Below are 22,791 nucleotides of genomic sequence, written 5' to 3'. Positions count from 1 at the left end.
GTATTCTTGCGGTGTTAAGGCTGAAATTCGTATCAGCCTTAATCCCCTTAAAGACTGCACTATTCGAGCACAGCACGATAAATGTTTAACACCCGCTCAGCATGGTCTTCTACCTCTGACACTGGTAACTGCCCCGCCTTTTGTTGCAGAGTCAGTCGATGATTTTCATCCCGTAGTAAGCAATATGTCTGAGTTAAATGCTGGGCACTCATCATTGGCAAAAGTTCAAGCTCAGCTAACACACCAAAAATCCGCACATTGTCAGACCAAATCGTTAGCTCTGGATACTCGTGAGCATTAGCCAGCACTAAGTACTGGGCAATAAACTCAATATCGGCAATCCCGCCTGGACTCTGCTTTAAATCAAACATGCCATCACTGACTTTAAGCAAGTGATCGCGCATCTTCTGACGCATCTCACGTACCGCTTTTTGCAGCTCAGCTTTATCACGGGTTTTTTCCAATACTGAAGCGCGAATATGACTGAATTTAACCGCTAAACTATTGTCGCCAAAAACAAAACGCGAGCGAACTAAAGCTTGATGTTCCCAAGTCCACGCCTCATTAGCTTGGTATTCGCCAAAACGCTCAATCTCACTGACCATCAAACCCGAGGCGCCAGAAGGACGCAGGCGCATATCCACTTCATACAACTCCCCCGAAGTGGTGCGAGTCGAGAATAAATGCAGAATGCGCTGGGCAAGTTTGAGGTAAAAATGACCAACTTCAATCGGGCGATCACCATTGGTCAGGCCGTTCTCTGTTTTATTTTCACACAAGAAAACTAAATCGAGATCGGAGCCGTAACCCAATTCAATCCCGCCGAGCTTGCCATAACCGACAACGGCAAAGCCTGTGTCACTACCCTCAAGGTGAGCGGGCACCCCATGGCGCACTGAAACCTGTTGCCACGCCTGCATCACCACTTGTTCGATAATAGCTTCGGCTAAAAAAGTTAAGTGATCGCTCACTTGCATCACGGGTAAAACACCCGTGACATCGGCGGCGGCGATTTTAAGTTGTTGTGAAAGCTTAAATTGTCGCAGCGCTTCCATCTGCTGCTCCATATCATCCTCGGGCACGCGCATCATGTACTGACGCAGCTCGCTCGGATAATCGTCGATGGAGGTCGTGTCATAGAGCTGCGACGGATCGATAAGCTCATCAAGCAACATGGGAAATTTAGCCAACTGCGCGGCAATCCAAGGACTGGCGCAACACAAGCTCACTAACTGCTGCCGCGCACCTGGGTTTTCACACAAAAGCTCAAGGTAAGTGGTGCGAGTTAAAATTTGCTCCAGCACCTTAGACACGGGCTCAAAAGCTGACGATGGACTCTGTTGATGAATCAATTCTTCCAATAATCTTGGCATTAATTTATCTAAGGTTTCTCGCCCGCGTGGACCAATGGAACGCTTAGTCACTGTTTCGCGCCAGCTGCTAAGCATAGGGCACAGCTTGTCATCATCAATTTGCTGTTCGGCCAACAACGTAATGCCATCATCAAGGTCTTGCATATTCCACAGCTGCGCTGTCCAATGTTCGGCTTTTTCTTCGCCTTCTTCGCCACCCACAGTGGCTTTAAAATGACGATGGATTTTGCTCATTGCCGCTTCAATATGAGTGCGTAAATCAACCTCATTGGCCATATCGAGTACATGGCACAATCGCGCCCAATCCAGTGGATTATTCGGTAAGGTTTGGGTTTGTTTATCGTCAATGGCTTGCAGCAGATTCTCAACCCGGCGCAGCAGTAAATAGCTGTGTTTAAGCTCATCCACCGCCAAATATTCAAACTGCCCTAAGCTGTAAAGCGTATCGATAGCACCGAATAAACTCTGCTGACGCAACGCAGGCTCACGGCCGCCACGGATCAATTGAAAACTTTGCACCACGAACTCGACCTCACGAATACCGCCTGCACCGAGTTTAATATTGTCGGTCAAATGACGGCGCCGCACTTCTTGCGCGATGAGTTGCTTCATTTTCCGCAGGGATTCTATTGCCGAAAAGTCAATATAACGGCGATACACAAAGGGTCTCAGGAGGCTGTGTAGTTCATCGGAGAAATGGTTCCAAGGCCCGAGCGCACGAGCCTTGACCATGGCATAACGCTCCCAGTCTCGCCCTTGTTCTTGGTAATAATCCTCAAGACCACTAAAACTCACCACCAAGGGGCCACTTTCACCGTAGGGACGCAAACGCATATCCACGCGGAACACGAAACCATCGACTGTGACTTGATCGAGCAAGTTCACTAGCCTTTGCCCCATGCGGATAAAGAATTGTTGATTATCTAAACTGCGACGACCGCCGACGGTTTCGCCATGCTCAGGAAACGTGAAAATCAAATCGATATCGGAGGAGAAATTAAGCTCGCGACCGCCTAACTTCCCCATGCCTAAAATCAGTAGCGGTTGCGGATTTCCTTCTCTGTCCATCGGCGTGCCATATTGAGCGCACATATCTTTATAGAGCCAATCGCGGGCACAGATTACTAACGCTTCGGCGAGCGCCGACAGATCAAGCAAGGATTCATCTAAACTGGCATAGTCTAAAAAGTCACGCCAAGCTAAACGCACCATTTGATAGTTACGAAACCGTCGCAGGGTGGTTTTAGCCATCTCCTCAGTGGTCGTGCTAGCAAGTTCTTCATGTAAATCAACATCAAAGTTTTTACGATCAATCAGGCTTAAATCACCCGCAAACAGCATAGCGATCCACTCGGGATGTCGGCATAGTTGAGCCGCAACATAATCACTGAGTCCCAAAACCGTTTTGAGTTCTCGCTGCTGAGCAGGCGTTAATTGCGCAAGTCCTTCGGACCATGCTTCCTCTAATCGCAGCCAATTGCGTTCAGCGGTTTGATTAATAAGAATAGACAATGACTTATTACTGTCTTTTTGCATGGTCATAATAATCCCTAACAAATTTAGCTATCGACATATTATGTCGTAAATGATATAGATTGACGCCACATCATGTTATGTTCGACGAGACTTGCAGCTACCTGATGTAACACACAAATAAAGGTTTACACTTTTATCTGTGGCATTTAAGGGTACTATAACCTGCGCGGCAGGCATATTGGGCAAGCGGATTATTATTGCCTGCAAGTATTTGAGTTTTATTTCATTACCTTTTGGAGAAAACATGGCAGGAATGCTAACCCGTGTTCTCACATCGATACTTTTTTTAGCCGTTTCGCTATCGCTGACGGGTTGTGGCGATGACAGACCGGATAAAATCGCGAAGTATCAACAACTCACACAGCAACGTCTCGCTACGCTCACGACGATGATCGATGACGGCCAGTTGCGTAACGCTAATCTCTTAAAACAATACACGACACTGCTAAAGCAACAGAAACCCGATTTAGCACCCTTACTCGATGAATTAGCAAAGGATTCTGGCACCCAAGGTCCCATGTATACCTCGCTGAAACGTCGTTTAGATGAATCGAAAGTGGCGAGTAACTTTGCTGATCTCGAGCAACAGCTGGCCGAAGCGGAAAATCTTTATCAAGCCGCAGATCCCAGTCTGTTTAACGATATGTTGTCTGATCCCGTCAACGTGGTCGCCGATATGTCCGACGGCAAACTGGCTCGCGTAAATGCGATTAGCCGTGAGGCCGCAACATTAGCCAATGGCGGTGAAGATTTCGGCCCTGGTAGTCAACTGGTCGGCAATCCCTCTTACGGCAACTGGCAAACCGACTCAAGCGGCACTTCGTTTTGGGCTTGGTATGGCATGTATTCGATGTTTTCGAATGTTTTCAATCGCCCAGTTTCCTACGATCGTTGGTCGGGTAACCGTGGTTATAGCTATTACAATGACGTAGGTCGTTATCGCTATACCTCACCCAAACAAGCGGATGCGCAAAATAAGACTTTCGAACAAACGAAAAAACGTTTCGACTCACAAGGCAAGCGCTTTGACAGCCCTTATGCTAAACCGCGAACTGGTGGCACGGCGTTATCCCGTGAAAGTACCAGCGCACCTAAGGCCAGCACGACAAGTGCGAGCAAGAGTTCGAACAGTAAGTTTCGATCTAACTATGCTAAAGACAGCAGTTTCCGCAATTCCAGCAATCGCACGACCCGCAGTGTGCGCCGGGGCAAGTAACTAAGGATTTCCAATGACATTATTTCAGGATTTCGGTATCACACCAGAGCTAGCCATCATTCTGGCTATCGATCTCACCATAGCCGTAATTTTGCTAACGCTAATGCGTTATTTGCAAGGTTGGAGTGTAAAGGTCAATAGCAGTAAGGAGCTGGCAGAGCGGGATAACTTTGCCTTTGGCATAAGTACCGCTGGCGCAGTTGCCGCCCTAGGCATAGTACTTACAGGCGCTATCACAGGCGCTGCGGCACACTCTTATCTTACCGAAGCGATTGGCATGAGCTGCTATGGTTTATTTGGTTTAGTACTGATTAAACTCGGCCGTTTTCTCCACGATAAAATAGCGCTAAATGAGTTTGATAAGAACGAGCAAATCATCAAAGGTAATGTGTCCGTCGCTATCGTCGATGCCAGCGTTGCTATTGCTACCGCCATTATCATTCGCTCCGTCTTGCTGTGGGCAGAAGATTTAACGGTCGATACCTTCATTGCCATCTTCAGCGCCTTTGCGATTTCTCAGTTGATGTTAGTGCTACTCACGCGCTGGCGTGAAAACCGTTTCGCAAGCCGCAACCAAGACTCGTCTATGCAGCAAGCCTTAGCCCAAGGTCATACAGCGTTAGCGCTACGCCATGCGGGTTATATGATTGCTATGGCACTGAGCTTTAATGCTGCCAGTCACTTTATTATTTATAATCCAACGGCTTATGTGACTAACGTGATCGGTTGGTTAGTGTTCTCAGTCATTATGCTGATCGCGCTCTCCTTACTGCTGTTCGTCGTGAAGAAACTGGTATTGGCCCGTATCGATTTAGCCGATGAAGTGGAAAGACAACACAATATCGGTATCGCCGCAGTAGAAATGGCGATCAGTATCGCTATCGCACTTATTCTTACGGCACTGATGGCTTAATCGAATGCAAGAAATTAGCTTAACTCCCTCGGCGGCTAAACCTAGCCGCCTAGGTTGGTTCGACGATGTTCTCTTATTGGGCATTATGGCCGTATTAGCAGGTTGCGGCCTGATCTACGAATATCTTTTATCCCACTATGCGGGCCGCATTTTAGGCGCATTAGAAGCCGCCATTTACACCATGATAGGCTTAATGATTGTCTCCATGGGGCTAGGTGCCTTCGCCGCCCGTAAGATCCGTGATGCCTTTACCGGTTTTGTGATCTTAGAACTTACAGTTGCACTCTGTGGCTCACTCGCCATTTTAATCACAGCAGCGGTGATTGGTTTTGGTCAACAACTACCATTGATCATTGCTAACACCTTAGGTTTACCGCCAGATCAACTGCCCGAAGGTGGCATGATAGGCTCGCTGCAAAAACTCAGCGAATACTTACCCTATGTGTGGGGTGTGTTATTGGGCCTGATGATTGGTATGGAAATCCCGCTGATTGCTAGGGTTCGCCAATCCCTTTCCGACGAGCATTTACTGCATAACGCGGGCACCATTTACGGAGCTGATTACATAGGCGCAGGCATAGGTGCCGCCATTTGGGTTGGCTTTATGCTCGCCATCGATATCCAACTCGCCGCCGCCTTAACCGCCAGTTTCAATTTATTGGCAGGTTTTGTGTTTATTTGGCGATTCTGGCCTAAAATCCGCCGCCCTAAACTGCTTTTGAGTGGGCATTTTATCGTGACTGGTGTCTTACTCGTATTAGCAATCCACGGCCCACGCTGGGAGCAAGAATTCAATAATTTGCTCTATAAAGACAAAGTGGTTTACGCCAAGGCGACACGTTTCCAACAGCTGACCTTCACCGAGCGGTTGCGCGGTAACGGTCTGCCGCCCGTTTATGCTTTATACATCAATGGTCGCTTACAATTTTCTAGCATAGACGAGCACATCTACCATACGTTTCTCGTTCATCCTACGCTCGCGGCCAGTGCCCGTCACAACAAGGTGCTGATCATTGGCGGCGGTGATGGACTCGGTCTCAAACAAGTACTGCGCTGGGAACCTGAACAAGTCACGCTGCTCGATCTCGATGTGGGCCTAGTGCAATTATTTAAATCGCCCGATACAGATATGCCCGATAGTCTCAGTCGCGCTATGTTGGCGCTCAATGGCAATGCACTGAACGATCCCCGTGTCACAGTGATCAACGACGATGCATTTAATGGTGTCGATAAACTGATTGCCACAGGCGTGAAATACGATGCGATTATCGTAGACTTGCCCGATCCGAGCCATCCCGATCTTAATAAGCTCTATTCGGACTATTTCTACCGTAAATTAAAGGAACTTATGAGCAGTGATGGCGCTCTGACTGTACAGTCAACATCGCCTTACCATGCCCCTAAGGCCTTTATTTCGGTAGCAAAAACCTTGGCATTGGCGGGATTTGACGTCAAGCAGTACCATCATAATGTGCCCAGTTTTGGCGAATGGGGCTGGAGTATTGCAACCTTAGGCGGACTCGATGCACAACACAGATTAGCGAAGTTAACTGAGTTGCCCATCAAAGATGACTGGCTCACTTTAGGTTTAGTGGATGGCGCCTTTGAGTTTCCAGCCAATTTTTATCAAGATGCCGCCAACATAAAACCCAATAAATTGGGTTCATTGCAGCTGTATCACTACCATTTGCAAGATTGGTCCGAGAATCAAGGACTGGATCTTTTTTAATAGGATGAGATAGTACTTGACATATTATGTCTCAGTGCTATCTTTGAACACAGACATAATATGTCAATAAGGACAAATATGAATATCCATACCATTGCCAATCACCTCAACAGTCTTGGCAACAACAGCCAAACTGGCTTTCAATTTGATTGTTATCCAATCGATGGTGAAGTCGAAGTGTTGCAAGTGAATGTGGTCGGCCGTGAAGAAATCCCGGTATTTGTATCGGTAACGGACAACCAAGTACTTTGCATCAGCTACCTGTGGGGCGAGAACGAAGTAAATCAAGAACGTCGCAGTGAAATGTTTGAAACCATGCTAGAGCTCAACATTCCAATGCCCTTGTCAGCTTTTGCAAAAATTGATGACAAATACGTGGTTTACGGTGCGCTATCACTACAATCTAGCATGCTCGAAATCGAGCAAGAATTAGCAGTTTTATCTGATAACTGTTTAGAAGTTATTGATGAATTGGTCGACTATCTGAAATAAGGAGCCACAAAATGGGCATTCTGAATAAAATTTTAACAGCGTTTCGCGGTGGTGCCACTGAAGTTGGCCAAAGCATCGTTGACGCAAACTCAACCCGTATTTTCGAACAGGAAATCCGTGATGCAGAAAAGCATTTAACCAATGCTAAACGTGAACTGACCGATGTCATGGCAAAAGAAATGCAAGCCAGCCGTGAAATCGACCGTCTGAAACGTTCGATTGCAGAACACGAAGGTTATGCAACTCAAGCATTGGACAAAGGCAATGAAGCCTTAGCGATTGAAATTGCTGAAAAGATTGCTCAGTTAGACCAAGAGTTGTCTGAGCAACAAAGCGCCAACGACAGCTTTAGCGCCCATGCTGCACGCTTGAAAGACTTAGTGAAGAAAACCGAACGCCAATTGTCTGATTATCAACGTCAGTTGAGCATGGTTAAAACCACCGAAAGCGTGCAAAAAGCGACGGCAACCATTACTGACTCGTTCGCGTCTAGCAACTCTAAGCTGCTGAACGCTAAAGATTCACTAGAACGTATCAAGGCACGTCAGCAACAATTTGACGACCGTTTAAAAGCGGCTGAAACCTTAGCCGATGAAAACAGTGATAAGTCGTTGCAAGCCAAACTAGCCGAAGCGGGTATTGGTGAGCAAAAGTCAAACGCAAATGCAGTGCTAGATCGAATCAAAGCACGTAAAAGCTAAGCAATGATTGACCGAATGCCGAGTCTCAGTGGGATCATCACCCCCTACTGACCTCGGCATTTTTTGTTTCATCCTCATTAAATAAAAATGACCACTATTGCCCGTGAATATCCGCAGCCAATCAATATGAGGCCGCACGCGAGCATAGTCAGCAGGAGTCACTATGGGATTTTTCAATAGTATTTTTGGTAAGAAAGCCCCGCCACAGCGCGAGCTCAATCACCCGTCCCAGCTCAATGTCGGCGACATGATCTCAATCGATGATAGTTTTGCCCTGCCACCACAACTCCGTGGTCAACAATTAAGAGTCGAAGCCGTACATACTTACGAGTCTGAACGTAAACAACACTCCGAGTGGTTACTCAAGGGACATGGTAGCGATACTCTCTTTTTGAGCATTGAAGAAGACGACGAAACCTATCTCGCCTTTTCGATTAAGGTTTCCCGCGCCCAAGTGGAGCAATTATTCGATCTCGAGCAATTCAGCGCCCTGTTCGAGGAACCGGGTCATGCCGAGTTAACTACGCAAGTATTACCGGCCGACTTAGCTGAACAACTTGAACAATGGCTTGGAAAACAATACCACCAAGTGACTTTTGCCGCTTTTGGCTATTTCCATCGTCAGGATTATCGTGGCCAAAAGCCGCCACAGGATGCCAATGGCGCCACAGGTGAGCCCTTTGAGTACTATTTATTACTTGATGACAATGAAAGCTGCGCCGTCGAAGTGGAAGTCTACGAAGGGGGTGATACCGATGTCGTCTTGACCCTATATCGCCCGCTAACGGATATTCGGGAATACTGGCCGGCGAAATAACACGAAAATAAGATAAAGTGCGTGCTCGCACTTTATCAATAATCCCAATACAATCTCACAGATAAGCGCTAGAAACGGTTGATAGCAATAGGTAATACGCCATGAGTAAAACCAAACACCCTCTGCCCGAGCAATGGTTAAAGAACCAACAAGCCGCTAAGGCGACACAGGTTGCCTTCGATCTCGATGAAAAATTTCAATACTCTATTCGTAAAGCCGCGTTAGATGCAGGCGTTAGCCCTTCTGATCAAATTCGCACTATTTTAGGTCTTAGCGTATCGAAACGGCCAACGCGTCCGCGTCTTACCGTGTCACTCAATGCAGATGACTATGTGCAACTGGCAGAGAAATATGGTTTAAGTGCCGATTCACAGCTAGAAATTAAACGTCGTGTACTCGACGATTTAGTCCACTTTGTTGATGAAACCTAAAGCAACGCTGATCTCAAGCGCCAACCCTTCTTACCATTGGCTGGCGCGATTAATCGATTTATAGCCCTTTTATTAACTCAGTCAATTTACTCACAGCCTAAAGTCTTTTACTTTAGTAGTGATATTCGCCGCACTTAACAGGGATCATGTTTGGCATGACAGATAAAACCCCATGGTCGCTTCGCACCCTTGGCACTCCTTCTCCATTCGAAATGGCGATGATGCTATTGTCCTTGCTGTCGGTGATCATAGTACTTGTCATGACCTTCGGCCGCCTAGATAGCGAAACCTACCGCTTGCTCTTCTTTGTCGATACCAGTATTTGCATGATTTTTATGATCAACTTCTTTGTTGGGTTGATCCGTGCTCGCGATAAACGCTTTTTCATTAAACACCATTGGATTGATTTTATTGCCAGTATTCCGGCGATTGAAGCCCTACGTATGGCACGGCTTTTTCAAATCCTACGGGTAATACGCCTGATCCGCATGAGTCGCTCACTGCTGCTCCCACTGGTAAAACAACGTAAACAAGCCACCTTAGCCAGTTTACTGGTTGCTATGGTGACGATTCTAACATTAGCTTCCGTCATTATGCTCATCGTCGAAAGCGGCACCGAAGGCGCCAATATCCAGACCGCTGAGCAAGCGATTTGGTGGGCATTAGTCACTATCTCTACCGTCGGCTACGGCGATTATTATCCTGTAAGCACAGCAGGCCACATCATAGGTGGCGTGGTCATTGTCAGCGGTGTGAGTTTTTTTGGGGTGATTTCAGGTTATATGGCATCGGTATTTGTCGCGCCAGATGAATCTGAACGCCAAGAACGCCAAGATGCGCATAAAGCCGAAATCAAATCAGAGCTTGAATTAGCCTTAGCGAGAATGGAAGAGAACCAACAAAAAATAGAACAAAATCAAGCGCAAATGCTGGCTCAAATTGCGGAACTTAAGCAGGCTATCGAAACAAAAAATAGCTGACTTTGTTGCGAAAACGGACTAATGAAAAGGCTCAATCTATTTTAGATTGAGCCTTTTCCGTTTATCAGCGATAAAAAGTAATACTACCAGTAGACCTGCTGTTGCATCGCGTTACGGCGTGTCGATTCCATAGCAAACAACAAACTCTGCTGCTTGTCTTCCAGCCACTCAGCTAAATTGATATCTAACTCCCGACTCGCATCCTGTAAGGCGCGATAACAAGCCAAAGTTTTAATCCCAAGCGCGAGATCTTGCCAAGGTGCACGAAATGCGTCCCGTGATTTCGCCTCATATAAACTGCCGTAGGCATGACCCACAAGAATGCTCGCATCCAACACTGTGGCCACTTGTAGATAATTCGCCGCTGTCATGACGCTATTGAGTGGCATGACCTCAATTATCGCCATCCAAGAAGCTTGCTGAGCACGATCGGCATGCTGGCGTAAGCTAGGCTGATGGGTGATGTCCACTTCACCAGCACTGATCTTTAGCAACAGTTCAACAATAGCCAGCTGTAATTGACCATATTCGGTCTGTTGCCATAGGAAGAGTAAGCGTCCCGTCAGATTAATCTCTGTCAGTTGCGCCAGAAGTCGCACTTTAACTTGGGCGTGTTGGCCAAGTTTAGCAAATAAGCCTCTTTGGCTACCAAGCAAAGCGGTCAACGCCTGTGCCTGCTCAATAAAATCGAGCTGCTTTTCAATCAGCATAAATTGGCTAGACAGTGTCACATTCAATAATTCGAACTGATTTAGGGTCATGCGCAGCAAACGAATACAGGCGCGCATCCGCCACCATAGTACCACACAGGCTTCAGGGTCGCTTTCCTCTGCGATCATGCTCTCTAATAATTGCCAACGCTCAAGGGCGGTTTCAAGCAGGATTTGGCAGTTTGCACTTAAATCCTGTGAAGAAGAATCGTGTGACTCGGCCAGTGGCAGAAATTCCAATGCTTTTAAATCGAGCGGCTTAGCCTTGCCCGCCAATCGATAGCCCCGCTGCGCTTTACTGGCCTTACCTAAACGCACGGGCACAACGCTCGCCACTTGCATCGCCAGCTTAAGTAGCGCCTCAGTATCGCCGCTGAGGAGTTCAAACTCGAGCTCACACAGGGCTTCTTGCTGGCCATTTGCGGTGATTTCACCTATGTCTAACGCCACTTCGACCACGCTGTTATCAATCTGAACATGCCAAGCGCGACGATAAAAATCGGTGTGAAATATACAAGTCAACTGAGCTTGCGTCGCCGCTAAATCGGCATCAACGGGCCAAATGCTGGTAGGAAATAGACTTAAGTCTGGGCTATCGGATTGGATAGTCACATTGTATTCGGGCCGCGAATGAATGCCGCCCACGACTTGTCCTGCGGTTTTTATGGTCTGCTCTCGGTGCGCATCGTAACCGCGCACCCGCAATCCCATGTCCCACTGACGTAATTGCAAGTCAGGGGTGTCGAAGTAACCATTCGCCAAACGACGTTGACCTTGAGGTACGGCATTATCGAGACTATCTAACTTATTTATCAGGGATTCTTGATATATCGGCAGGAAAAACAGTTTTAATTCAATCTCAGCATTCATTGCGTAACCGCTCATTTTGTCATCAAATATTCATCGATGCGTCATCTTTAGTTCATAATGTCACAAATGTGTCATAAAAATCCCGTAGGATTTGGTTTTGCAGTTGGTATATAACCCGTTAGAATAAACCTGTCGTTTTTTCTGAAAAACACAGTTTCAATACGCGGACGCATAGGTTAACATGCGCCCGCTTTTTCCAATAATGGAACAATCTAAATAGGTAAACGGCAATGCCAGTAAACTCTATTTTGGGCGTGTTTGCAAAATCGCCAATTAAGCCTCTTCAAGAGCACATGGACAAAGTACACGATTGCGCATCGTTACTCGTCCCCTTTTTCGAAGCCACTATCACAGGCAACTGGGACAGTGCAGTTCAATTACGTAAGCAAATTAGTTTAGCCGAGAAGCAAGCAGATTCACTGAAGCGTGAAATCCGCCTTACTCTGCCAAGCGGTTTATTTATGCCAGTAGAACGTACAGATTTATTGGAACTTTTAACTCAACAAGACAAGATAGCCAACAAAGCCAAAGATATTTCCGGTCGTGTTATCGGCCGTCAGCTGTTAATCCCTCAGGTCATGCAAGTCCCATTTATTGCTTATCTACAACGCTGTATCGATGCGGTAGCACTAGCAAAACAAGTCATTAATGAACTCGAAGATCTGTTAGAAACAGGTTTCCGTGGCCGTGAAGTCGACTTAGTGGCAAAAATGATCAACGAACTCGATATCATCGAAGAAGATACTGACGATCTACAAATTCAGTTACGCCGTCAGTTATTTGCTATGGAATCTGAATTGAATCCTGTCGATGTGATGTTCCTCTACAAAACGATTGAATGGGTCGGTGGTCTTGCAGATCTTGCCGAACGCGTCGGTTCGCGTCTTGAGCTTATGCTGGCTCGCGTTTAACAAATTAAGGTTATCAAGGTATCAATATGGTTGATGCAGGTATTGAGGTGGCTAACGTCTTAGTCACCAATGGCCCGTGGCTTATTGCCATTGCGGCTGCATTTGGTTTTCTCATGGCATGGGGTATTGGGGCGAATGACGTTGCCAATGCGATGGGAACCTCTGTAGGTTCAAACGCAATTACAATTAAACAAGCGATTATTATCGCAATGATCTTTGAGTTTTCCGGTGCATTTTTAGCTGGGGGCGAAGTTACCAATACTATTCGTAGCGGTATTATTGATTCTAGCTATTTCACTGCGACTCCTGAATTGCTGGTTTACGGCATGATAGGATCATTGTTGGCAGCAGGTATTTGGCTTGTCGTCGCATCGGCTCTTGGCTGGCCGGTATCAACGACTCACTCCATCGTCGGTGCGATTATTGGTTTCGCCGCCGTGGGTGTTGGTGCAGATTCAGTCTCATGGGATAAAGTGGGCGGGATTGTAGGCTCTTGGATCGTAACCCCCGCTATTTCGGGCTTTATGGCATTCATCCTCTTCCAAAGCACTCAAAAACTCATTTTTAACACTGATGACCCATTGAGTAATGCAAAGCGTTTCGTACCTTTCTATATGGCATTTGCTGGTTTCATCATGTCATTAATGACGATTATGAAAGGCTTATCCCATGTTGGTCTGCATTTCTCAGTTACCGAGTCTTACCTACTCGCAAGTGCTGTTGCCGCTGTAGTTGGTATCTTAGGTAAAATCGCCATTTCACGCTTACAAATGAGCGATAAAGCAGATCGTCAAACCCAGTTCAAAAACGTTGAAAAAGTGTTTGCGATCCTGATGGTTCTGACAGCTTGTTGTATGGCTTTTGCCCATGGTTCAAACGATGTAGCAAATGCGATTGGTCCATTAGCGGCGGTTGTTTCAGTCGTCAATAGCGGTGGTGAGATTGCAGCGAAATCACCTCTAGTCTGGTGGATTTTACCTTTGGGTGCCGTAGGTATTGTGATGGGTCTGGCGATTTTTGGTCAGCGCGTTATGCAAACTATCGGAAAAAACATCACTCACTTGACGCCAAGTCGTGGTTTTGCGGCAGAATTAGCCGCGGCAACAACTGTAGTTATTGCTTCTAGCACTGGTTTACCTATTTCTACCACACAAACCTTAGTGGGTGCGGTATTAGGTGTAGGTATGGCCCGTGGTATCGCAGCGATTAACATTGGTGTGGTACGTAATATCGTCGTATCTTGGGTTGTGACCCTACCAGCAGGTGCTGGCCTATCAATCATCTTCTTCTATATGATTAAAGGTATTTTTAATTAAGAAGTCTCGCTAAATGTGTTGCTGACATTAAGCAGTATTAGCGCCTAAGACTAGAAGGTCGTAGGAAAGATTGAATTAAATTGGAATGGTCATAGCATGGATGCCGTAAAGTTGAGGGAAGTCTATGACTTCCCTCTTGCATTACAGGCCTCAAATCCCTAGCATGTGCAGACTATTTCGTTGATGAGAATACAAAAGTGTTTAGACTCCTGACTCTGGTAGGAATGATCTTGCTGTCTTCCAACCTGCTGGCCGAAGGCCAATCCCGCTACATCTCGGATAACGTGTTTCTGTATCTTTTAGGTGGCCCTGGTACTGAGTTTCGAATTGTTGGATCAATTGAAGCGGGTCAACCTGTGACACTGCTCAACGAAACTCAAGGTGATTACTCCAAAATAATCGACCATAAAGGCCGTGAAGGTTGGGTACAAACCAACTTGATCAGTTCGACTCAAAGTTTCCGTGAACAAGTCCCAGTGTTAACAACTGAACTCGCACAGGCCAAAGCTAAGTTAGCAGAAGTATCAAGTTCAACGGATAATCATGCCGGCGAACTGCTCGAATTAAAGGCTAAACTAAGCGAGTTAGAAACCAACCTAGCTAAAACGACTCAAGAACGTGATCAACTGAAAAATGCGGTAGATCGCACAGCTCAAGACGAACGTTTTGAACTTTGGCGCCAAGGTGGATTAATCGCAGGCATGGGCTTAATCCTAGGCATTATTTTGGTGTATTTACCTAGACCACAACGTCGCAATAAAAAACGTTGGATGTGAGTCTGACACACAAAAAGTCTTAATTTACCTTCCAAAAGCCAGTGTTTGAAAACACTGGCTTTTTTGTCAATCAAGCGTTACATCGACTTATACCAATCACCTTAAATATCTAATCAGTTCAGAGCCTCACAGGCATCTCAATCCAAGGCGCATTGGCGCAGAAATGGTTATTCCCTTTTAAGTCAATGCAACACGGGAGTGGGATGCCTGTGAGGCTCCCGAAGGGCGGCTGATGTTCACTACATGGCAACGCGCTTTATACTGCGTTCAAGGCTTTCGACAGAGCACCACTATGTCTTTAAGCCTTCGCCTTGTCTAAAGCGCGTTGAACTCCCGCTGAATGAACAGATATTTAATACGATTGGTATTATTAACAAGCTAATCAAACAAGCTTCACAATCTTTCACGCTATAGTGTTGTCCGTCACATTTTGGTTGTATAATCTGCGCGCGCAAACCTTCATATTGTATACAAAATATCAAATGCGTTTAGCGCCTCCCAATTTGTTTCAACAATAGCGCCCCAATAACGGCCAAGATGGAAGCGATAACTATGTTCAAAGCGAGTGAAGTGCTGGCAGGCCGCTACGATTCTGCCAATCTCGACGAACTGTTCAAAGCAGTCAGCGACAACTACATTGTCGATGAAGAACAATACTTGTCAGAGCTGATCAAACTAGTTCCCTCAAGTGATGAAGCCATAGAGCGCGTCACTCGTCGTGCCCACGAACTGGTCAATAAGGTTCGTCAATTCGATAAAAAAGGTTTGATGGTCGGCATAGATGCCTTCCTGCAACAATACAGCTTAGAAACACAGGAAGGCATTATCCTGATGTGTTTAGCCGAAGCTTTACTGCGAATTCCCGATGCGGCCACTGCCGATGCGCTGATTGAAGATAAGCTTTCAGGCGCTAAGTGGGATGAGCACATGAGCAAGAGTGACTCAGTGCTGGTTAATGCATCGACCTGGGGCTTAATGCTCACAGGTAAAATCGTTAAACTCGATAAAAAACTCGATGGTACCCCAAGCAACTTGCTGAGCCGCTTAGTGAATCGTCTGGGTGAACCCGTGATCCGTCAAGCCATGATGGCTGCGATGAAGATCATGGGTAAGCAGTTCGTACTGGGCCGCAACATGAAAGAAGCCCTAAAAAACAGTGAAGACAAACGTAGGTTAGGTTATACCCATTCCTACGACATGCTGGGCGAAGCCGCGTTAACTCGCAAAGATGCCGAGAAATACTATACCGATTACGCCAATGCGATCACTGAGCTCGGTGCTCAAAGCTATAACGAAAATGAATCACCGCGCCCAACAATCTCCATCAAGCTATCGGCATTGCACCCACGTTACGAAGTGGCCAATGAAGACCGCGTCTTGACTGAACTGTACGACACAGTGATTCGCCTGATTAAGCTGGCACGTGGTTTAAATATCGGTATATCTATCGATGCTGAAGAAGTCGATCGCCTCGAGTTATCACTAAAACTGTTCCAAAAACTGTTTAATGCTGAAGCAACTAAAGGCTGGGGATTACTCGGCATAGTAGTACAAGCCTACTCTAAGCGTGCCCTGCCCGTACTGGTTTGGTTAACGCGTCTAGCGAAAGATCAAGGGGATGAAATCCCAGTTCGCTTAGTTAAAGGCGCCTATTGGGATAGCGAACTTAAGTGGGCGCAACAAGCTGGCGAAGCCGCTTATCCACTCTACACTCGCAAAGCCGGTACTGACGTTTCTTACCTCGCCTGCGCCCGTTACTTGTTATCGGATGCGACTCGCGGCGCTATCTACCCACAATTTGCTAGCCACAATGCGCAAACCGTGGCGGCAATTTCCGATATGGCGGGCGATCGTAACCATGAGTTCCAACGCTTACACGGCATGGGACAAGAGCTGTACGACACGATTCTGGCTGAAGCCGGTGCTAAAGCGGTACGTATTTATGCCCCCATCGGTGCCCATAAAGATCTACTGCCCTACTTAGTTCGTCGCCTGCTGGAAAACGGCGCGAATACTTCGTTCGTCCACAAACTGGTGGATCCTAAAACCCCCATCGAGTCATTAGTGGTACATCCGCTAACAACACTGACGGGTTACAAAACCCTGGCTAACAACAGAATCGTTTTACCTGCCGATATTTTCGGTAGCGATCGCAAAAATTCCAAGGGACTCAATATGAACATCATTTCCGAATCTGAGCCATTTTTCGCGGCACTAGAACAGTTTAAAAATACCCAATGGCAAGCGGGCCCTCTGGTTAACGGTAAAACCTTAACTGGCGAACATAAAACGGTTGTTAGCCCATACGACACTACCCAAACCGTAGGTCAAGTCGCCTTCGCCGACAAAGCTGCAATCGAAGCAGCCGTCGCGTCTGCTGAAGCAGCATTTGCCTCTTGGGCACGCACACCAGTGGAAACCCGTGCATCTGCACTACAAAAATTGGCCGATTTATTAGAAGAAAACCGCGAAGAATTGATCGCCCTGTGTACCCGTGAAGCAGGCAAGAGCATTCAAGACGGTATCGACGAAGTACGTGAAGCCGTTGATTTCTGTCGTTACTACGCTGTACAAGCTAAGAAAATGATGGCGAAGCCTGAACTGCTTCCTGGCCCAACGGGAGAGCTGAACGAACTGTTCCTCCAAGGCCGCGGCGTATTCGTGTGTATCAGCCCATGGAACTTCCCATTGGCCATCTTCCTCGGTCAAGTCTCTGCGGCATTAGCGGCGGGTAACACTGTTATCGCGAAACCTGCGGAGCAAACCTCGATTATTGGTTATCGTGCAGTACAACTTGCTCACCAAGCAGGTATTCCTGTTGAGGTTCTGCAATTCCTACCCGGTACGGGTGCGACTGTGGGTAGCGCAATTACGGCCGATGAACGTATCGGCGGCGTATGCTTTACCGGTTCAACTGGCACAGCAAAACTGATTAACCGTACACTGGCCAACCGTGATGGCGCGATTATTCCGTTGATTGCCGAAACTGGCGGTCAAAATGCCATGGTAGTGGACTCAACCTCGCAACCTGAGCAAGTGGTTAACGATGTGGTTTCATCGTCATTCACCAGCGCAGGCCAACGCTGCTCCGCACTGCGCGTGCTCTTCCTCCAAGAAGACATCGCCGATCGCGTGATCGAAGTCCTGCAAGGCGCCATGGATGAATTGGTGATTGGCAACCCAAGTTCAATCAAAACCGACGTAGGCCCAGTGATTGACGCCACCGCCAAAGCTAACTTAGATGCCCACATCGACCATATCAAGCAAGTCGGTAAGCTTATCAAGCAAATGCCACTGCCCGCTGGTACTGAGAATGGTCACTTTGTGTCGCCAACCGCCGTTGAAATCGATTCAATTAAAGTGCTTGAGAAAGAACACTTTGGCCCAATCCTGCATGTGATCCGTTATAAAGCGGCAGATCTTGGCAAAGTGATCGATGAAATCAACAGCACGGGCTTTGGCTTAACCTTAGGTATCCATAGCCGTAACGAAGGCCATGCCTTGGAAGTTGCCGACAAAGTGAACGTGGGTAACGTCTACATTAACCGTAACCAAATCGGTGCTGTGGTGGGCGTACAGCCTTTCGGCGGTCAAGGTCTGTCAGGCACAGGTCCTAAAGCCGGTGGCCCACACTACTTAACCCGTTTTGTGACTGAAAAGACTCGCACCAACAACATCACAGCTATTGGTGGTAATGCGACCTTACTGTCACTCGGTGATAGCGAAGAATAAGTACACTGAACTTGCTTTAGAATATCGCGATGCATCTTTAGCCATCGCGATAACAATAAAAAAGCCAGACTGAGTCTGGCTTTTTTATTAGAGTCTAAAACGGTACTTATCTATGACGTAACAACTTAATTAAAATCCCAGTCATTACATATCCGTCATTAATACGGGTTGACCAAAACCTTTAAGTTCAGCATGGGAGGACTCAAAATACTGCTGCCAAAACTGTTTCAACGGCAACATTACTTGACCGCCTCTAAATCCTTTTGATGTAGCAGGAACCCAACCCGCACCTAATACGTAAATATCTGCCTGCTTAAAATCACTCAGCATGTTCGCTTTTTGTATTTTTAGCATTTCTTGCTCAGGTTCGATAACTTTTAAGGTGTTTTTACTGTAAAAGCTGGTCACATCTGAATTTTCAACCATATCGGACACAAGTAACAATACTCGGCGTCCTTCGGTATCGGCAGCCACTTGCGGCGCAATAACCTGAGATAAATTACTGAGGATTTCAGTTTTAGGCAAATCCACATCATTAGGTTTAAAAGCATGTTTTATATGGGCATCAATTTTACTTCTAACGAACTGAGCCTGCTTATTCATGCAATTATCAAAAGCCATTAGATTTTTCTTCGATACGTCATCCCTGTCAGCAATATCAGTATCCAGCCTGCCACTAAACAAAACATCGGTATAAAAATCTTTTACATAAGCACTAAAGCTAATGATAGTGATTTTATCCCCAGCTTGTAGGAAGAGATGCACTTTCTCATGAACTAACTGTTTAATATTTATGTCCGGAGAAAAAGTACCATCGATCGCCACAAACAAATGTCGGCCAGAAACTGTCTTTGCTGTTAGTGGATCAATTTTGGCAAACTCGTAGCAACTTTTAATATCATTTCTCTCAGCGGCCATCGCAGGCAAACACATAGAAATAGCTAAAGTGCCAAACAAGCCAGTAACCACCAACTTAGCAAGCTTTGTCATTCCTGTCATGAACTTAACTCTCCAAGTATCTCTTTGCGTAAACGATCGCGCATCTGTTCTTCCGTTTCAACAACCTTTTTTTGCTGAGTTATTTCAGCAAGCAGCTCTTGTCGAATACGTTGTTCAGCTTGTTCTGGCGTTTCGGCCTCTGCAGCTTTTTTAGCATTCGCTTCAGCAACAAGCTCGGCTTTCAATCTTGCTTCCATCGCCTCTGGTGCTTCGGAAGTTTCTACCTCAACAATATGAGACGTTGCCACCACAGCGGCACTTTTCATCGCCTGATGGCTGGCTAATGTTTGATGCTCACGTAAACGTACCGATTGATCATATCGATTTTCGGCATTACCTAAATCTTCCATATACGTCAGGAATGAACGCTCACCACAGGCCTCTAACACCTCTAGCACCTTAGGATCTTGGCAATTAGTTTCGGCTTTTTGATTCATTCTTTGCTGCAAGTTAGTTAGGCGCTTCTGGGCTACACGCGCAACTTGCTGCTTTAAACGAGAATAATGCGTCTTAAACTCACGCTCACTTTTAAAGTTGCCAATTTCTTTACGCGCATCTTTAGAATGTTTGCCAGCAAATCCGGTTTTAAAACCAATTAAAATACCGAAAATCTGTAATAGGATGAATAAGAAAGCAAGAAAAATAAAAGTTCCCCAACCGCCTTTCTGTTCACGATCCCACACGTCATCCTTTGCTTTATCACCTGCACTTTTAGACTCATCCAGTAAGAGTGCTGGAGGTGCTTCAGCATAGGGGTCTTGTTCTTGATACAATCCACTCGTTTGCTGAATATTGACTTCATCAATGTGCATTTTTTCAAGCACTTGACCACGCACATAGGTTGCCAATACTGCAATAACTAGGATCGCAATAGCAGTAACCGTGGTGATGAAATAACGGGGCTTAACCTCTGCGTTAGTAGAGATCCGATTAATGAGTTGCTTATATTGAGGCTCATTATCATCCTCAAAGGTTTTATCTAAATTAATGCGAGTATTAGGTGCCAGTTCTGGCGTCGATTTGTCGCGGTTTTTAGCATTCTTCCACCAGACCTTGGCCTTTTTAATGAGCGAGTTAGCATGCAGCTCATGTCCAGTAAAGTGAGTTAAACCTACCAGTAAAACCGAGATTATGAAGGCGATACCCACAGCACCTTGCTGCTGTAGTTTTTCCGATGCTCCGGGAATCGTGAAACCTGAAAGAACGTAACTAAATCCCATTGCTTCAACAAACACTAAAGCGGCAATCAATATCCACCCCAAAATATGTAAGTTGTTACGACCATTTTCTGTCACTTTACCTAAATAGTCTTGGCTTTTACTGAAAAGCTCCTCGTCCTTATTCACTTTCTCATAATGAGCGGCAAAATCAGTACACAGTGCGACTTCAGTATTCAACCAATCCTTATCGTAAATCTTAACTTGGGTTTCATAATCTTTCGCTAAGCGACTCTCCTTACCGATTACCGGAAAGGCATACCATGTATTAAGCCACCAGAAACTGACCTTATCCCACCAAACCGTAATAATGACCACTAATACCATCAACGAAAGTAACAGCGACACTAACGTGCGATACTCATTAAATAACATAGACACAAAATCCATTTACCGCTCCTAAGCACATTGCTTATAACAATTTGGGTTCAAAATCGGCTTCATAAACCGTTTTATTCTTCTCGTAGTACAACTTGCCAGCAATCGCGGTCGCTGAACGATCGATTGGCATCACCACATCTATACAGCGCACAGGAGAGTCTTTTTCCGTTGTAAAAACACGATATAACAAGCCTTTATCACCATAATAAGTCTCTACATGGCTCGTAAGCTGATAATTTGGATCATCTTTACTTGAACCTTTGTAATTCTTCCAAATATTCACTTTAGGCGCAGAAACAGCAGTGCCACTGTCCTTAATCACAGCAACAGGGGTCAAACCAATATAATGGCCATTCACTTTATAACCCCAAGCAGTACCATTCATACCCGGTAAATAATCTGCTGTGTTGTAATCCTTACGATTATAGCTCTCACCTGTGGCTAAACTCTTCACGTCCCCCGTGACTCTCGGTCCCTCAACGGCGCAATTTAGGCTAGAGACTTCAGATGCATACGCCTTGCTAAATAATGCAAAACCGCTCTCTTTTTTAGCACCCACTAACTGGGTAAAGTTTGTCGATGGGTCGAGCATTTTCTTACCACCAAAATCTACCAAGGCTTTTTGCAGTTTCACTGGCTCAAGTAACTTGACGATTTCCGACTCCGTCATTTGTATTTGAGCTGGTTCAAGGCGAGAAGTGCTCGGTTTAGTTGGCTGAGTTGTAGGCTGCTTTTCCACTTGATTAGTAGGCTTGGCTGCTGCCACTTTATCCTGCGATCGGCGGGATAAATAACTCAAATTTGCCTTCTGTTTGTATGAATAAGCCAGTAATTGATCCGGTTTACCGTCAATTTCAATAATTTCTACTCGACGATTTTTTGCTTTGCCAGCGTCATCACTATTAGCTGCAACAGGCTGTGACTCCCCTGCACCTTGGAAGAATAATCGCTCAGTCGGAATGCCAGCTTGATTAAAGAGGGTTGCCACATAACGCGCTCTCGCTTCGCTAAGCTCTTGATTTAACGATTCAGCACCACTGGCATCTGTATGACCTGTAATCAAAATGTTTTGTTTAGAGTCTTTATAGATAGCGGCGAGTTTTTGAAATTTTTGTTTAGCTTGTGGCGTCGCCTCTGAAGCTCCAGAAGCAAACATCACTTCACTATTACTCGAAACTGTCGCAGCCATACCCACAACTTGATAATTAGCGTACTTTTCTGAATCTTCCTTCGACATGGTTTGTTCGGTTGAACTGATCAGTAAGCTACTTTGTTGTTCATCTGATGCTTTTGAAGCGCTGATTGAAGTAAATTGAATATCAAGATTTTCTGTTTTCGCTAACTGTTCTAATGCTTCGCGTTTTTGCTGAAAATCATAACCAACGGTACAACCAATCGCAGCACCAGCGGCACCGCCATAAAGCATACCTTCATTGCCACCTAAATAATTCCCAATCAGTACACCTAAACCAGTACCAATAGCACAACCAATAACAGTTTCTTTATTATCTTCAACAGATTGAGTGATGGCACAACTGCTAAGCGCTAATACGCCAGCAACTGCGAGCGATATGGATTTCAAATTTGACTTCATAGTCATCCCTAACTTTTTAAAAATTCAAAATTGAATTTTAGATGCAATAAATTAAGTTAAGGATTAGAAGGAATTAGCCCTAAAAAGTCAATCTAAA

Annotated in this window: 17 protein-coding genes; 12 read left to right on the top strand and 5 right to left on the bottom strand. The window is 45.9% G+C overall.

Annotated elements, in window-relative coordinates:
- Positions 1-59: 59 nt before the first annotated feature.
- Entirely contained in the window at positions 60-2,915 is a 2,856-nt protein-coding gene (glnE, locus tag L5M49_RS12110) for a bifunctional [glutamate--ammonia ligase]-adenylyl-L-tyrosine phosphorylase/[glutamate--ammonia-ligase] adenylyltransferase (protein ID WP_263266150.1), read from the bottom strand.
- Between the two features lie 238 nt (positions 2,916-3,153).
- Between glnE and L5M49_RS12105 the strand changes: the two genes are divergently transcribed.
- From L5M49_RS12105 to L5M49_RS12070, 8 genes are all read left to right on the top strand, one after another.
- On the top strand, positions 3,154-4,125 hold the full coding sequence (locus tag L5M49_RS12105) for a hypothetical protein (RefSeq protein ID WP_263266149.1): 972 nt from the start codon (positions 3,154-3,156) through the stop codon (positions 4,123-4,125).
- Between the two features lie 13 nt (positions 4,126-4,138).
- On the top strand, positions 4,139-5,038 hold the full coding sequence (locus L5M49_RS12100) for a DUF350 domain-containing protein (RefSeq protein ID WP_113939026.1): 900 nt from the start codon (positions 4,139-4,141) through the stop codon (positions 5,036-5,038).
- Positions 5,039-5,042: 4 nt separating this feature from the next.
- Positions 5,043-6,767, top strand: coding sequence for a polyamine aminopropyltransferase (locus L5M49_RS12095; protein ID WP_263266148.1), 1,725 nt, complete (start codon positions 5,043-5,045; stop codon positions 6,765-6,767).
- A gap of 78 nt (positions 6,768-6,845) precedes the next feature.
- A complete protein-coding gene (locus L5M49_RS12090) occupies positions 6,846-7,259 on the top strand; it encodes a YjfI family protein (protein ID WP_105251554.1) in 414 nt (137 codons plus the stop codon).
- 11 nt (positions 7,260-7,270) lie between these two features.
- Positions 7,271-7,960 carry a PspA/IM30 family protein gene (locus tag L5M49_RS12085; protein ID WP_028761835.1) on the top strand — a complete coding sequence of 230 codons (690 nt, stop codon included), beginning with the start codon at positions 7,271-7,273 and terminating at the stop codon, positions 7,958-7,960.
- A gap of 163 nt (positions 7,961-8,123) precedes the next feature.
- Entirely contained in the window at positions 8,124-8,777 is a 654-nt protein-coding gene (locus L5M49_RS12080; protein ID WP_028761836.1) for a hypothetical protein, read from the top strand.
- 101 nt (positions 8,778-8,878) lie between these two features.
- Positions 8,879-9,208, top strand: a complete 330-nt coding sequence (locus L5M49_RS12075) for a hypothetical protein (RefSeq protein WP_028761837.1) — start codon at positions 8,879-8,881, stop codon at positions 9,206-9,208.
- A gap of 155 nt (positions 9,209-9,363) precedes the next feature.
- Positions 9,364-10,188, top strand: a complete 825-nt coding sequence (locus tag L5M49_RS12070) for an ion transporter (RefSeq protein WP_105253058.1) — start codon at positions 9,364-9,366, stop codon at positions 10,186-10,188.
- An 83-nt stretch (positions 10,189-10,271) separates the two neighbouring features.
- Here L5M49_RS12070 and L5M49_RS12065 read toward each other — a convergent pair whose 3' ends face one another.
- Positions 10,272-11,768 (bottom strand): inorganic triphosphatase, encoded by a 1,497-nt coding sequence (locus L5M49_RS12065; RefSeq protein ID WP_263183028.1) that lies wholly within the window; start codon positions 11,766-11,768, stop codon positions 10,272-10,274.
- Between the two features lie 230 nt (positions 11,769-11,998).
- Between L5M49_RS12065 and L5M49_RS12060 the strand changes: the two genes are divergently transcribed.
- The 4 genes from L5M49_RS12060 (at position 11,999) to putA (ending at position 18,503) form a co-directional block, all read left to right on the top strand.
- Positions 11,999-12,679 carry a TIGR00153 family protein gene (locus L5M49_RS12060; RefSeq protein WP_105251552.1) on the top strand — a complete coding sequence of 227 codons (681 nt, stop codon included), beginning with the start codon at positions 11,999-12,001 and terminating at the stop codon, positions 12,677-12,679.
- A gap of 26 nt (positions 12,680-12,705) precedes the next feature.
- Positions 12,706-13,995 carry an inorganic phosphate transporter gene (locus L5M49_RS12055; RefSeq protein ID WP_028761838.1) on the top strand — a complete coding sequence of 430 codons (1,290 nt, stop codon included), beginning with the start codon at positions 12,706-12,708 and terminating at the stop codon, positions 13,993-13,995.
- 224 nt (positions 13,996-14,219) lie between these two features.
- Positions 14,220-14,771, top strand: a complete 552-nt coding sequence (locus L5M49_RS12050) for a TIGR04211 family SH3 domain-containing protein (protein ID WP_173248552.1) — start codon at positions 14,220-14,222, stop codon at positions 14,769-14,771.
- A gap of 537 nt (positions 14,772-15,308) precedes the next feature.
- Positions 15,309-18,503 (top strand): bifunctional proline dehydrogenase/L-glutamate gamma-semialdehyde dehydrogenase PutA, encoded by a 3,195-nt coding sequence (putA, locus tag L5M49_RS12045; protein ID WP_263266147.1) that lies wholly within the window; start codon positions 15,309-15,311, stop codon positions 18,501-18,503.
- A 144-nt stretch (positions 18,504-18,647) separates the two neighbouring features.
- On the opposite strand, the gene L5M49_RS12040 is transcribed toward putA, so the two are convergent.
- From L5M49_RS12040 to L5M49_RS12030, 3 genes are read right to left on the bottom strand one after another with little or no spacing between them, the layout of a single operon-like run.
- A complete protein-coding gene (locus L5M49_RS12040) occupies positions 18,648-19,460 on the bottom strand; it encodes a hypothetical protein (RefSeq protein ID WP_219251955.1) in 813 nt (270 codons plus the stop codon).
- 38 nt (positions 19,461-19,498) lie between these two features.
- Positions 19,499-21,109 carry a hypothetical protein gene (locus tag L5M49_RS12035; RefSeq protein WP_263142684.1) on the bottom strand — a complete coding sequence of 537 codons (1,611 nt, stop codon included), beginning with the start codon at positions 21,107-21,109 and terminating at the stop codon, positions 19,499-19,501.
- 22 nt (positions 21,110-21,131) lie between these two features.
- Positions 21,132-22,694: an OmpA family protein gene (locus L5M49_RS12030; RefSeq protein ID WP_263146494.1), complete on the bottom strand. Its 1,563-nt coding sequence runs from the start codon at positions 22,692-22,694 to the stop codon at positions 21,132-21,134.
- Between the last annotated feature and the right edge of the window lie 97 nt (positions 22,695-22,791).

Source organism: Shewanella sp. SM74 (assembly GCF_025653725.1).
In the GTDB taxonomy this organism is placed as follows: Bacteria; Pseudomonadota; Gammaproteobacteria; order Enterobacterales; family Shewanellaceae; genus Shewanella; species Shewanella oncorhynchi.
Note: the sequence above shows the minus strand (reverse complement) of the source record. Positions and strands in the feature narration are given on the sequence as shown.